The organism is Xanthomonas sp. JAI131 (assembly GCF_013410075.1).
In the GTDB taxonomy this organism is placed as follows: domain Bacteria; phylum Pseudomonadota; class Gammaproteobacteria; order Xanthomonadales; family Xanthomonadaceae; genus Xanthomonas_A; species Xanthomonas_A bonasiae.
In genome coordinates, this window is the sequence record NZ_JACCCN010000001.1 from 854246 (window position 1) to 868307 (window position 14062).

Consider the following 14062-nt stretch of genomic DNA (forward strand, 5'->3'; position numbering starts at 1 on the left):
CGGCCTGTCCCGAGACAGTTGGGGACATGATCGGGACATTCGCTAAGCCGGCAGGCCCCCCCAGCTCCTGCGGCAAATACGTTTGCTATGGCGACGCATGCGCGTCGAAGCGATATGCGTCCCCGCGCTCCGGTGAGCGCGGGATGTCGGTGTGCGGCTGGCCGGGCGGCTGCGCTGCGCGGGATCAGAACTCGCGCAACTCGGTGCCCGTGGCGACGGCGATCGGTGCGCTGCGCACTGCGGACAACGCGGCCGGCTTGCTGGCAGGGCGAGGCGCTGCGGCGGGATGCGCGCGCAGCGTGGCGGTCGTTGCCGCGTCGGACAGCTTGAACGCCGCGACCGCGTCGGCCAGCTGCCCGGCCTGTTCCTCCAGCGCCCGCGCCGATGCGCTTGCTTCCTCGACCAGCGCGGCGTTCTGCTGCGTGGCCTCGTCCATCTGGGTGACGGTCTGGTTGACCTGCTCGATCCCGGACGACTGTTCCTGCGAGGCGGCGGAGATCTCGCCCATGATGTCGGTGACGCGCTGCACCGAGGACACGATCTCGCTCATGGTCTGGCCGGCCTGGCGCACCAGCGCCGAGCCGTTGGCGACCTGGCCGACCGAGGCGTCGATCAGGCCCTTGATCTCCTTGGCGGCGGTGGCCGAACGCTGGGCGAGGGTGCGCACTTCGCTGGCGACCACGGCGAAGCCGCGGCCCTGTTCGCCGGCACGCGCCGCTTCCACCGCGGCATTCAAGGCGAGGATGTTGGTCTGGAAGGCGATGCCGTCGATGACGCTGATGATGTCGGCGATCTTCTTCGAGGAGGTCTCGATGCCGCTCATCGTGGTGACGACCTGGCCGACCACGTCGCCGCCCTGCGAGGCGACGGAGGCGGCGCCCACCGCGAGCTGGTTGGCCTGGCGCGCATATTCGGCATTCTGCTTGACCGTGGAAGTCAGTTCCTCCATCGAGGCGGCGGTTTCCTCCAGGCTGGCGGCCTGCTGCTCGGTGCGCCGCGACAGGTCGTCGTTGCCGGCGGCGATCTCGCCGGCGGCAGTATTGATCGCATCCGAGGCGCCCTGGATCTGGCGCACGATCGTTGCCAATTGGGTCGCGGTCGCGTTGGCGTCGTCGCGGATGCGGGCGAACACGCCATGCAGATCGCCGTCCATGCGCGCGGTGAGGTCGCCCTGCGACAGCGCCGACAGCAGCTGCGAAATCCGCGCCAGGCCGTCGGCGTTGTTGTCCAGCAGCGTGTTGAGCTGCTGCGCCAGCAGCAGGTAGAAGCCCTGCTTGCCGTGCAGGCCGATGCGGCTGTCGAGGTCGCCGGCGGCGGCCGCCCGCACGATCTGGGTCACTTCCTCTTCCACCTGGATTTCGCCGGTACGGTCGGCCCACTCCACGACGAAGCCCTGGCGCTCGGACGCGCTGCTGACGATCGGGTTGATGATCAGGCGCATGGTGTGCCCGCCCACCCGGATCTGCGCGGTGTGGGTCTGCTGCAGCGCCGCCAGCAGCTTGGCCTGGTGCTCGGGCCGCTTGTGGAAGATGTCGATGTTGCGCCCCAGCAGGGCGTCCGCATCGAAGCCCGGAAGCTCGCGGCGCATGTTTTCCTGCGCCGCCGACAGCATCCGCGCCAGCGGCTTGTTGACGTAGACGATGTTGCGCTCGGCGTCGGCGATCATCACGTTGGCGGTGACGTTGTCCAGGGCGGTGCGGATGCGCAGACCCTCGCGCTGGATCTCCGCGTCCTGTTCGCGGCTGCTCAGCAACTGCTCGCTGGCCACCACCAGGGTATGGGCGATCGAGCCTTCCGGCAGGGTCAGGCCGCGGATCGAGGCCGGCAGCGGTTGCTGGCGGGCCATGGCGCGCGCCAGCAGCGCCAGGTCGCGCGGGTCGTGGCCGACGTCCAGCAATTGTTTGCGCATCTGCACCGCCATCGCCACCAGGATCCCGGCTTCGGCCACCACATAGCCGGCATGGGTGGCCAGGATGCCGATCCCGGCGTCGGCCGCGAATGCCTGCAGCGGCAGGCCGCGATGCTGCAGCCAGAAGAACAGCACGTGGTGGACGGCGATGGCGGCGGAGGCGACCACGATCGGCCGCCAGTCGCGGTAGTACAGCAGCAATGCGATCAGCACGATCACGCCGAAGTGGACTTCGGCCATGCCGCCGGCCTGCTGGATCAGCACGGCGGCCAGCACCATCAGGCCCAGCGCCACGGTGCAGCGGCTGAGCAGCGTGCCGGGATAGAGCTTCACCTGCAGGGCGATGATCGCCAGGGTCGGCAGCGTCACCGCCAGCCATGGCGTCCACACGTCCTGGCGCCAGGCGGCGGCGAGGCTGACGATGGCGGTGAACGCGGCCACAGCCAGGAACAGGCGGTCGGCCTCCGCAGCCAGTTTCTGCAGATAGACGTAGCGCTCGTTGCCTACGAGAAAGCTTCCCTGGGTGGTGGCGGCGCTCATGCGGATGGTTCCTTTGGGCATGCACAGTGGGTGAGAAGGATCAGCGGCGTCGCACTGCTGGCCGCGAGCAGGCGCGGCAGCAATGACGCGGCGGGAATGGCGGCGCCGCAGCCCTCGATGTGCGAAGGGCCGGCGTAGACCAGGCGGCCGTCGGCATCGAGCACGATCAGCGGGTAGGGCAGCGCCTCGGGCGCCGGCCGGTCGCCCAGGTCGATGTTGAGCAGGCCCGGCAGCGTGGGCGCGGGTCCGCGAGGCGTGCAGCCGCATCCGGCCAGGCGCAACTGGAACGCCACGGCCTGGCCGCGCGGCGGCGTGGAGGACGCGAAGGCCTGCAATTGGCGGCGGATGGTGTCGGCGCTGGCGCCGGACGACGGCTCGGCGAGGTACGCCAGGCTGGCCGCCGACCACGCGGCCCAGACGGCGAGCAACAGCATGCCGACCGGCAACGGCGAGCGCCGGCGCGGACGATTCGCCTCGGCGATGGTGGCATCGTGCATGGGCCCCCCGATGGGCGCTGCGCCGACAATCACCGGCTCTTCACGTTATCGACGGGAACCCGGCTGGCTTTAGGCGATTGCCGATTCGGATGCCGGAAGCGGGGCAGGGCGCTTGCCCCAGGCCTTCGCCGCCGACGCGCCGTCGCCCGGGTGGCGACGCGGACCGCCTCGGCCGCGGGAACGCTCCACGGCCGGTGCGGGTCGGCGCAGGGGTCCGGCGCCGTTGGGCAGGGTGCGTTACGGCCCTGCCATCGCCGCGCTGCCGTGGCTGGCATACGCGGGCTGCGGCTTGCGTTCGGTCGCCGAGGCCAGCGCGTTTGCCGCTGCCTTGGTTGTCGCAGCGGAGCGGGACCGCGGCGATGGCGTGGCATGGGTCGGGTCGATCTTGAATAGCGCAACGGTCTCGGTGAGCTGGCCGGCCTGTTCTTCCATCGCGCGCGCCGCGGCGGCGGCTTCCTCGACCAGCGCGGCGTTCTGCTGCGTCGCCTCGTCCATCTGGGTCACGGTCTGGTTGACCTGTTCGATGCCGGCGTACTGCTGCTGCGAGGCGGCGGAGATCTCGCCCATGATGTCGGTGACGCGCTGCACCGAGGACACGATCTCGCTCATGGTCTGGCCGGCCTGGCGCACCAGCGCCGAACCGTTGGACACCTGACCGACCGAGTCGTCGATCAGGCGCTTGATTTCCTTGGCGGCGTTGGCCGAGCGCTGGGCGAGGCTGCGCACCTCGCTGGCGACCACCGCAAAACCGCGGCCCTGTTCGCCGGCGCGCGCCGCTTCCACTGCGGCGTTGAGCGCGAGGATATTGGTCTGGAAGGCGATGCCGTCGATCACCGAGATGATGTCGGCGATCTTCTTGGACGAGGCCTCGATCCCGCTCATGGTGCTCACCACCTGGCCGACCACGTCGCCGCCCTGTGCGGCGACCGACGCGGCGCCCACCGCCAGTTGGTTGGCCTGGCGCGCGGACTCGGCGTTCTGCTTGACCGTGGAGGTCAACTCTTCCATCGACGCGGCGGTTTCTTCCAGGCTGGCCGCCTGCTGCTCGGTGCGCCGCGACAGGTCGTCGTTGCCGGCCGCGATCTCGCTGGAGGCGCTGTCGATGCTCGATGCGGCGCTCTGGATGCGGCCGACGATGCCGGCGAGCTGCTCGGCGGTGGCGTTGGCGTCGTCGCGCATGGTCGCGAACACGCCGTTGAAGTCGCCGTGCATGCGTGCGGTCAGATCGCCGGCGGCGATGGCCTGCAGCATCGCGGACAGCGCGTCGAGGTTGCCGTCGGCGGTGGCCATCAGCCGGTTGAGGCTGTCGACCATGGCGCGGAAGTCGTACTGGAAGCGTTCGGCGTTGCCACGCACGCTGAAGTCGCCGGCCGCGGCGGCGGCGGCGAGCTGGTTGATCTCGCGGTTCATCGCGGTCAGGTTCTGCTTGACCGTGTCCATGGTCGCGGTCAGCGCGGCTTTCTCGCCGGGCAGGCGCTCCATGTCCTCGCTGAGGTCGCCGATCGCGTAGCGGTCCATGATCTGCGCCAAGCGCAGGGTGACGGCGATATGCGCCGCGGCCAGCGCATTGCTGTCGCGGACCATGCGCCCGTAGTCGCCGGGAAAGGCGCTTTCGTCCATGCGGTAGCTGATCTGGCCGGCGTCGTGGCGCCGCGCCATCTCGACCTGCGCCGCCAGCACGCGCTGCAGTTGCTGCTGCATCTGTTGCATGTTTGCGAGCAACTGGCCGCTTTCGTCGCGGCTGGACACCGCGATCGCGGTATCCAGGCGGCCCTGCGCGATCTGCGCGGCGACGCTGGCGGCGTTGCGGACGTTGCGGGTCAGCACCGACAGGGTGTGGACGCACAAGGCGACGATGAGCAGCGTCAGCAGGCTCAACCCGGCGATCGTCCACCACATCGCGCTGCGCGCGTCGGCCAGGTGCCGTGCCGACTGCCGCTGCAGCGCTTGCAACGACGTCGCGCTCAGCGCTTGCAGCGCATGGCCCCAGGCGTCGAGCGCGCGGTTCCAGCGGCGGTCGGCATCGGGCGCGCCACTGTCCAGCGCGGCGGACAGTTGCTGCAAGGCGTCGTCGGCGTGGCCTGCTTCGGTCGCGACGGCGGCGGCCAGCGATGGATCCGGTTGCTCGAGCAGGCCCACCGCCTTTTCCATTTCGTTGCGCAGCCGGGCATGGTCGCGCGCGATCTGCGCGATCTGCTCGCGCAGCACCGGCGCATCCGCGCCGGCCTGCGACGGATCCGCCGCCGCATCCAGGCGGGTCAGCGCTTCGCTGGTATCCGGACCGTAGATCAGGCTGGCCACCACCAGGTGATAGCTCTCCACATACGGGGTATAGACCAGTTGGCTGTCGTCGCGCAGCGCATCGAGCGCAGCAGCGGCCTGTTCGCCGACCGCGCCGCTGTCGCCGCGTCCGTTTGCCAACGCCTGGCGCAAGCGCGCCAAGGCCTTGTCGCTGCTTTCGAAGCCGGGCAGCGCCGCAACGGTGCGCTGCAGATCGGCCAGGGACCGGTCCGCAGCGCGTGCCGCAGCGGCGGCGGCGGCGCCGGTTTCGACGCGTTCGGCCTGCAGCGCCGCCAGCAGCGACAGCATTTCGCGCAGCGGCGCATAGCTGCGCAGTTCGTTGCGGCTGATGCCGACGCTTTCGTTGAGCTTGTCGCTGTAGAGCAGGACCGGGATCGCCAGCCCGAGCAGGACGAGGATGCCGATGATGCTGAGCTTCCTGGCGATGGCGAGATCGTGCCAGGCACGCAAGACGCGCTGCGACCCGAGGGCGGAGCGGGGATGGCCGGCAGCGGCCTGGGGAACCTGTTGTGACATGAAAAGTCTCTGAGCGTCGTGGTGGCGACAGGTCAAGCAGCGCGCGATTGCGACTGCACGGCATCGTCTGCTTGCAGATACGGATCCGCGGCGCGCACGGATGCAGGCAGTGGGCAGCGCGATAGGGAATGCTTCATGGCGATCACTGCTTGCGGAAGCGGCTTGGTGTCGATGCAGTAACGGCGTGGGGGCTGGATTGTTGAAGCGTTTCCGGCGTGCGAGTCAGCCGACGATCGAGTTTGTCGCGTGGCTGTGAGCGCCTGGTTACAGCGCCGTTGCATCGCCTGGCACTGGGCGTGGCGCTCGATCCGACACGGTGGGCCGATTCCGAGGCGGTGCCGTCACTGCCGGCGATCGGCGTGAGCTGCGCGGGAATCCAAGCGACCGCTGCAGAGCGCGAGTCTGGAGGCGCTCGCGCTGCGCGTGGCAGGCACAACGACGATCGCCATGCCGGAACGGCATGGCGATCGTGGGCATTCCGATGGCAGGGCTTTAGAACTCGTGCCAGCTGGTATCGGTAGCGGCGGCGCCAGCGCCGACCGCACGCTTGGGTGCGGCGCGCACGGTGCGGGTCGCTGCCGACACCTGTGGCTTGACCATTGCGGACACGGAAGGTGCGCTGATCGCCTGGCGCCGGCTCGCCGGTGCCGTCGTCGCCGGAGCATCGTCGATCTTGAACACCGCGACGGTTTCGGTGAGCTCGCGCGCCTGCTCTTCCATCGAGCGTGCCGCGGCGGTGGCTTCTTCCACCAGCGCAGCATTCTGCTGCGTCGCCTCGTCCATCTGGGTGACGGTCTGGTTGACCTGCTCGATGCCGGCGTACTGCTCCTGCGACGCGGCGGAGATTTCGCCCATGATGTCGGTGACGCGCTGCACCGAGGACACGATCTCGGTCATGGTCTGGCCGGCCTGGCGCACCAGCGCCGAGCCGTTGGACACCTGGCTGACCGAGTCGTCGATCAGGCTCTTGATTTCCTTGGCGGCGTTGGCCGAGCGCTGGGCGAGGGTGCGCACCTCGCTGGCGACCACGGCGAAACCGCGGCCCTGTTCGCCGGCACGCGCCGCTTCCACCGCGGCATTCAAGGCCAGGATATTGGTCTGGAAGGCGATGCCGTCGATCACCGAAATGATGTCGGCGATCTTCTTGGAGGAGGTCTCGATGCCGCTCATCGTGGTGACGACCTGGCCGACCACGTCGCCGCCCTGCGAGGCGACCGCGGCGGCACCGACCGCAAGCTGGTTGGCCTGCCGCGCGTGCTCGGCGTTCTGCTTGACCGTGGAGGTCAGCTCTTCCATCGAGGCGGCGGTTTCCTCCAGGCTGGCGGCCTGCTGCTCGGTACGGCGCGACAGGTCGTCGTTGCCGGTGGCGATCTCGCTCGAGGCACTGTTGATGCTCAAGGCGGCGGTCTGGATGCGGCCGACGATGGCGGCCAACTGCTCGGAGGTGGCGTTGGCGTCGTCGCGCATCCGGGCGAACACACCCTGGAATTCGCCGTGCATGCGTGCGGTCAGGTCGCCGGCGGCGATGGACTGCAGCAGCGTGGACAAGGACTGCAGGTTGCCGTCGGCGGTGGCCATCAGCTGGTTGAGGTTGTCGACCATGGCGCGGAAGTCGTACTGGAAGCGCTCGGCGTCGCCGCGCACGCTGAAGTCGCCGGCCGCTGCGGCAGTGGCCAACTGGCTGATCTCGCGATTCATCGCGGTCAGATTCTGCTTGACCGTGTCCATGGTCTCGGTCAGCACGGCCTTTTCGCCCGGCAGGCGATCCATGTCCTCGCTGAAGTCGCCGATCGCGTAGCGGCCCATGATCTGCGCCAGGCGCATCTTCACCGCGATGTGCGAACCCGCCAGCTCGTTGCTGTCGTGCACCATGCGGCCGTATTGCCCCGGGAACGCCTTGGCATCCATCCGGTAGCTGATCTGGCCGGCATCATGGCGCTGGGCCATCTCGGTCTGCGCGGCCAGGACCGCCTGCAGCTGCGTCTGCATATTGTTCATGCTGAGCAGAAGGCGGCCGGTTTCGTCGCGCGACCGGGTGTCGATGGCATTGTCGAGATTGCCCGAGGCGATGGCATCGGCGACCGAAATGGCCTGGCCCATCCGCTTGACCAACTGGCGGCGGATCACCAGGCCCATGCCCACAGCGACCAGCACCGCGATCAGGCTGCCGATCAGCACCGACCACTTGCCGCGGGCGCGGACCGCTTCCAGCTCGGCGCTGCGCTTGGCCAGCAGACTGGTCTCTTCGTTGGCGAAGTCGGCGAGCAGCTGGCGGATCTTGCCCATCGCGGCGCGGTCGCGTCCCTCGCGGAACACGGCCAGGGACTGTTCGGCACCGTTGGCCGCCTCGCGTATGCCGATGGTGTCTTTTTCCACGTCCAGGAATTGCCGGTATGCCTTGTCCACCTCGACCAGGCGCGCCTGTTGCTTGGCATTGTCCGCGGTCAGCTGCTTGGCATCGGCGTAGCCCTTTTCGAACGCGACCTGACCCTTCTCGAACGGCTGCAGATGCTGCTTGTCGCCCGACAGCAGATAGCCGCGCGTGCCGGTCTCGATATTCAGTGCGTTCTCCTGCATCTCTTCGCCGGTGGCCAACACCTTGAACGTGTGTTCGTTGATCTCCATGGCGCTGTTCAATTTGGACTGGCTGCTCAGGCTGATGCCGCCGACGACGAGCAAGACCAGCACCACGGCGCCGAAGCCGATGGCGAGCTGGGTGGAGATGGATGGATTTTTGGATGTCATGTGGCTCTACCGGGTCAGGTTAACGAATGGTCGAACTGTGGAAGTACGGGCCCGGCAGGGAGAACGGTCTGCATGGCGCCGGAGCTCAGCAGACGTGACGCGGATGCAGGAGAAGCGGTTGGCACTGTGCGTCTGGCCCACAGACGCGGCCGTCCGTCTGTCGGACGGCGGCAGTCCCTAGCAGAGAAGGGCGAAAACTTTAGTAGTATTTTTTAGACAAATTCTCATATTGAGACTTTTAGCGGCATTGGCCGGATGGACTTTAGGGGGGCGAACCGAAAAATGTTCGGCTCAAGATGCGCATCTCAGAAACTTGAGGGGTTTGAGCAGGTTTTTTTGTGTCGTGCATGAGAATGATTCCCATGCCTTGCGGCGCTGTCGCTGTGCACTGGCCGACGCGCCTTCCGGCGCCTGGTCATGCGGCGCCGCGACCGTTGCGGTGCGACGCGATCTGTCGGGTGCGCGCGGCGCATATTCGCGCTGCGGACATTAAAAGCCCGAATCCGCGATCCGGGCTTGCCGATCATGCGATGCCGGCCTGGCCGGCCGCAGTCGCCATGCCGTGGTGGGCATGGCGACTGCGGAACTCAGAACTCCTGCCAGCTGGCGTCGCCGCCGCCTCCGGCCGCCCGCTTGGGCGCATTGCGCACCGCACGCGTCGCAGCGGCGACCTGTGCCTTGACCACGGCGGCCACCTCCGGCGCGCTGACCGTGGGGCGGCGGCGCGCTGCCGCGGGAGCGTCGTCGATCTTGAACACGGCCACCGCTTCGGTGAGCTGCCCGGCCTGTTCCTCCATCGAGCGCGCCGCGGCGGTGGCTTCCTCCACCAGCGCGGCGTTCTGCTGGGTGGTTTCGTCCATCTGGGTGACGGTCTGGTTGACCTGCTCGATGCCGGCGTACTGCTCCTGCGAGGCGGCGGAGATCTCGCCCATGATGTCGGTGACGCGTTTCACCGAGGACACGATCTCCTGCATGGTCCTGCCGGCCTGGTCGACCAGTACCGAGCCCTCGGCGACGCGGGCCACCGAGTCGTCGATCAGGCCCTTGATTTCCTTGGCCGCGCCGGCCGAGCGCTGGGCGAGGGTGCGCACTTCGCTGGCGACCACGGCGAAACCGCGACCCTGGTCGCCGGCGCGCGCGGCCTCCACCGCGGCATTGAGCGCGAGGATGTTGGTCTGGAAGGCGATGCCGTCGATCACCGAGATGATGTCGGCGATCTTCTTCGACGAGGCTTCGATGCCGCTCATCGTGCTCACCACCTGGCCGACCACGTCGCCGCCCTGGGTGGCGACGCCTGCCGCGCCGACCGCGAGCTGGTTGGCCTGGCGTGCGTGCTCGGCGTTCTGCTTGACCGTGGAGGTCAGCTCTTCCATCGAGGCGGCGGTTTCTTCCAGGCTGGCGGCCTGCTGTTCGGTGCGGCGCGACAGGTCGTCGTTGCCGGCGGCGATCTCGGTGGCGGCGGCGTTGATGCTGACCGCCGCGGTCTGGATGCGGCCGACGATGCCGGTCAACTGATCGGCGGTGGCGTTGGCGTCGTCGCGCATCCGCGCGAACACGCCATGGAACTCGCCGTGCATGCGCGCGGTCAGGTCGCCGGCGGCGATCGACTGCAGCAGCGCGGAGAGCTTGCCGAGGTTGCGATCGCTGACTTCCATCATGGCGTTGAGGCCTTCCACCATCAGGCGGAAGTCGTGCTGGAAGTGCTGCGCATCGCCGCGGGCGCTGAAGTCGCCGGCGGCGGCGGCCGCGGCCAGGCGCTTGATCTCGGTATTGATCGCCAGCAGGCTGGCCTTGGCCGCATCCATCGATTCGTGCAGCACCGCGCGGCTGCCGGGCAGGCGCCGCGCGTCGCGGCGCAGGTCGCCATTGGCGTATTCGTTGAGCACCGCGATCGCATCGACGATCGCGTCCAGGTGCTCGAACATCATGGTGTTGATGCCCTTGCTCAGGTCGCCGTACACGCCGGGGAAATCCAGCGGCATGCGATGGCTCATGTCCTTGTCCGCATGCAGCTCGATCATCTGCGCGGTTTCGCTGGAGAAGCGCTGCAGCTGCGTCTGCATCTTGTCCATCGCGTTGAGCAGGCGGCCAGGTTCGTCGCGCGCATCGGTGCGCACGTCGTTGTCCAGGCGGCCGTCGGCGATCGCCTCGGCGGCGCGGGTAGCGCGATTCAACGGTTGGGTCAGGCTGCGGGTGATCGCCCAGGCCAGCAGGCTGCTGACGATCAGTACCGCCACGCCGCCGGCGATCAGCATGTTGCGACCGCTGGCGATCGCCTGCGTCGCCTCGGCATAGGCCGTCTGCAGCTGTTCGTCCTGCAGGTCCACGTTCTCGCGGATCTTCGCATTCCAGGCGAGGGTGGCCGGGCGCGAGTGTTCGCTCAGCGCAGTTTGCGCTTCCGCATTGCGGTTGGAGGTGGCGAGCGCGATGACTTCGTCGTTCATGGTGCGGGCGGTGGCGCGTGCGGCGTCGATCTCGGCGCGAAGCACCTTGCCTTTCTCGCTCGGCGGAAACGCGTCCAGTTGCTTGCGCAAATCCGCATAGCGCTGGCGCTGCTTCTTGATCTCGGCCAGCGCCTGATGATTGAGTTCCTCGCTGGTGACCATGGACAGAGTGCCCAGCGCGACCAGGATATTGGTATTGGCGTCGAGCATGCCGTTGCTGATCCGGGTCTTCTCGACGCTGACCTTGACGATGTTGTCGAGTTCCTGTTTGGCACGCGACATGGAAAGCAGCCCGGCCGCCACCAGCAGGCACGAGAGCAGGATCAGAAGACCGAAGGCGCCGCCGAGGCGGCGGCCGACGTTGTAGCGTTGCAGGAACGAATTCATGGCTGACCTCTTTGGATTACCGAAGGTTGGCTGTCGCGGTTCGATTGGCCACGCCCAATGGGCGGTGCCGAAAGAAACCTTGAGCGGCGAGACGTGGCGGTAAGCAAATGGAGCGAGAATTCAACTGTTTCGTTGTACTGGTGTGCAGCTGCCGTGCCGTCGCCTCAAGGCTCTATCGGCACGGAAGCCGGGGTGCTGCATGAAACATTAGGCGTAAGGCGATTCCCGACCTTGGATGCGTGCGCTCCCTACGCCTGGGAGGCGCGCCATTGCGCCTCGTCGTGCATGTCGCGTCGGTACCGAAGGCCAGCCGGACGAACTGTCCGCCTGGCCCTCGGTCAGAACTCCTGCCAATCCGTCTCGGCCGCGGTACTGGCGGCGGCGCGGTTGCCGGGGATCGCGCGCATGGCGGGCTTGCGCGCGCCGCTCGCCGGCTGAGGCCGCTTCGCTTGCGTCTGCGCCGCAGCCACGGGTCGGCTCGGTAGCGCCGTGCCCGGCGCGCTGCCGTCGAGCCTGAAGATCGCGACGACCTCGCTGAGCTGGCCGGCCTGTTCTTCCATCGCGCGCGCCGCGGCGGTGGCTTCCTCGACCAGGGCGGCGTTCTGCTGCGTGGCCTCGTCCATCTGGGTGACGGTGTGGTTGACCTGCTCGATGCCCGCCGACTGCTCCTGCGAGGCGGCGGAGATCTCGCCCATGATGTCGGTGACGCGCTGCACCGAGGACACGATCTCGGCCATGGTCTGCCCGGCGCGATCGACCAGTGCCGAGCCTTCGGCGACGCGGGTCACCGAGTCGTCGATCAGGCCCTTGATCTCCTTGGCCGCGCCGGCCGAGCGCTGGGCGAGGGTGCGCACCTCGCTGGCGACCACGGCGAAGCCGCGGCCCTGTTCGCCGGCACGTGCCGCTTCCACCGCGGCATTGAGCGCCAGGATGTTGGTCTGGAAGGCGATGCCGTCGATCACCGAAATGATGTCGGCGATCTTCTTGGAGGAGGTCTCGATGCCACTCATCGTGGTCACCACCTGGCTGACCACGGCGCCGCCCTGCGAGGCGACGGAGGCGGCGCCGACCGCGAGCTGGTTGGCCTGACGCGCGTGTTCGGCGTTCTGCTTGACCGTGGAGGTCAACTCTTCCATCGAGGCGGCGGTCTCTTCCAGGCTGGCGGCCTGCTGCTCGGTGCGCCGCGACAGGTCGTCGTTGCCGGCAGCGATCTCGCTGGCCGCGGTGTTGATGTTGCCGGCGGCCTGCTGGATGCGGCCGACGATGCCGGCGAGCCGTTCGGCGGTGGCGTTGGCATCGTCGCGCATGGTCGCGAACACGCCGTCGAACTCGCCGTGCATGCGCGCGCTCAGGTCGCCGTCGGCCAGCGCGCTGAGCAGGCGCGACACTTCGGCGATGCTGCCCGCATTGGCGTCGAGCAGGCCGTTGAGCTGCTGCGCCAGCAACAGGAAGAAGCCCTGCTTGCCGTCGCTGTCGATGCGTCTGGACAGGTCGCCGGCCGCGGCGCTGCGCACCACCTCGGCCACCTCCACTTCGACCCTGGCTTCGGCGGTGCGGTCGCGCCATTCGCAGACGAAGCCGACGTGGGCGCCGACCTCGTTGCGGATCGCGGAGACCTCCTGGGCGATGCAGGCTTCGCGGTAGCGCACCTCGCGCTGCGCGACGCCTTGGCGGTCGAGCTGCTGGTAAATCTCGGCGTCCTGCGAGTTGCCCACTTCCAGCAACGACACCGGCTGGCCGAGCAGGGGGCTGGAACGCTGGAACGCCGGCGCACAGGCGTGGATATCGTCGGCGTAGGTGTCCAGCAGTTTCTGCAGCGCGCCGTTGGCGTAGACGATGGTCAGGTCGGGATCGGCGATGTACATGCCGGTCGAGGCGTTGTCCAGCGCGGTGCGGATGCGCAGGTTCTCGGCGGCGACGCTGCGCTCGCGTTCGATCCGCTCGCGCAGTTCGCGCTGCATCCGCGCCAGCGCCGCCATCAGGCTGTTGGCGTGCTTGGCGGCGACCGGAATCGGCTGGTCCAGGCGGCCCGCCGCGATGTGTTGGGCGGCGGCCATCGCCACGCTCGGCTCGCCGCCGAGCAGGCGCGAGACCGAGCGCAGGATCCAGCCGGCGGCCAGTCCCAGGCACAGGATCGCCAGCACCACCGCAGCGGACTGTTGCCAGGTCACGCGGTGGCTGTACTGCTCGGCCGCGCTGCGATTGGCCTCGTTCAGCGCCGCGATGCGGTCGCTGATCGAACCCATGCGGGTTTCGAGCTGCTCGAACTTTTCGGTGAAGGCGGCGTAGGCGGCGGCGCTGTCCGCACCCGTTTCGACCAGGCCCACGACCTGGCTCGCCGCGTCGATGTAGCCCTGCAGCGCAGGCGTGACCGCGTCCAGTTCGCGACGCAGGGCTGGATCCAGCGGCAGCTTGCGGTTGTCGGCCAGGGCCTGGCGGAACTCCGCGGCGTGCTCGCCCAGCGAGGCGCGCGCGGCCTTGATGCCGGCATCGTCCTGGCGCGAGGCGGCCAGTAGCGCGGTGGTGACGTCGCCGCGCAACGCGTCGTGCATCATGTCCGCCTGCATGTGGTTGCGCAGCGCATCGGACGAGGTGACCTGTGCGGCGACCGCGCCTAGCAATCCTTGCTGGGCGCTGTAGCCGACGCCGCCCAGCGCCAGCAGTGCGAGCACCGCCACCAGCACCAGGATTGCGAGCATGTGCATGATCTTCATCGGTATCGC

General features: G+C 68.3%; 6 protein-coding genes. All 6 read right to left on the reverse strand.

Going from position 1 to position 14062, the window contains the following annotated elements; genetic code table 11:
- Nucleotides 1–184: 184 nt before the first annotated feature.
- The 6 genes from HDC36_RS03460 to HDC36_RS03485 all read right to left on the reverse strand — a co-directional run bounded on the left by HDC36_RS03460 (nucleotide 185) and on the right by HDC36_RS03485 (nucleotide 14053).
- The gene (locus tag HDC36_RS03460) at nucleotides 185–2449 is read right to left on the reverse strand and encodes a methyl-accepting chemotaxis protein (RefSeq protein WP_179564455.1); all 2265 of its coding nucleotides are present in this window, start codon (nucleotides 2447–2449) and stop codon (nucleotides 185–187) included.
- Nucleotides 2446–2946 carry a hypothetical protein gene (locus HDC36_RS03465; protein ID WP_179564456.1) on the reverse strand — a complete coding sequence of 167 codons (501 nt, stop codon included), beginning with the start codon at nucleotides 2944–2946 and terminating at the stop codon, nucleotides 2446–2448. The genes HDC36_RS03460 and HDC36_RS03465 overlap by 4 nt, the downstream gene beginning before the upstream one ends.
- 237 nt (nucleotides 2947–3183) lie before the next feature.
- A complete protein-coding gene (locus HDC36_RS03470) occupies nucleotides 3184–5763 on the reverse strand; it encodes a methyl-accepting chemotaxis protein (protein ID WP_179564458.1) in 2580 nt (859 codons plus the stop codon).
- Nucleotides 5764–6255: 492 nt separating this feature from the next.
- On the reverse strand, nucleotides 6256–8508 hold the full coding sequence (locus HDC36_RS03475; protein WP_179564460.1) for a methyl-accepting chemotaxis protein: 2253 nt from the start codon (nucleotides 8506–8508) through the stop codon (nucleotides 6256–6258).
- A gap of 587 nt (nucleotides 8509–9095) precedes the next feature.
- Entirely contained in the window at nucleotides 9096–11339 is a 2244-nt protein-coding gene (locus tag HDC36_RS03480; protein ID WP_179564462.1) for a methyl-accepting chemotaxis protein, read from the reverse strand.
- 338 nt (nucleotides 11340–11677) lie between these two features.
- Nucleotides 11678–14053, reverse strand: a complete 2376-nt coding sequence (locus HDC36_RS03485) for a methyl-accepting chemotaxis protein (RefSeq protein ID WP_179564464.1) — start codon at nucleotides 14051–14053, stop codon at nucleotides 11678–11680.
- Between the last annotated feature and the right edge of the window lie 9 nt (nucleotides 14054–14062).

Bases quoted from the DNA above. Each gene is read 5' to 3' on its own strand.
- HDC36_RS03485 (WP_179564464.1), bottom strand. From the start codon at position 14,053: ATGAAGATCATGCACATGCTCGCAATCCTGGTGCTGGTGGCGGTGCTC.
- HDC36_RS03475 (WP_179564460.1), bottom strand. From the start codon at position 8,508: ATGACATCCAAAAATCCATCCATCTCCACCCAGCTCGCCATCGGCTTC.
- HDC36_RS03470 (WP_179564458.1), bottom strand. From the start codon at position 5,763: ATGTCACAACAGGTTCCCCAGGCCGCTGCCGGCCATCCCCGCTCCGCC.
- HDC36_RS03465 (WP_179564456.1), bottom strand. From the start codon at position 2,946: ATGCACGATGCCACCATCGCCGAGGCGAATCGTCCGCGCCGGCGCTCG.
- HDC36_RS03460 (WP_179564455.1), bottom strand. From the start codon at position 2,449: ATGAGCGCCGCCACCACCCAGGGAAGCTTTCTCGTAGGCAACGAGCGC.
- HDC36_RS03480 (WP_179564462.1), bottom strand. From the start codon at position 11,339: ATGAATTCGTTCCTGCAACGCTACAACGTCGGCCGCCGCCTCGGCGGC.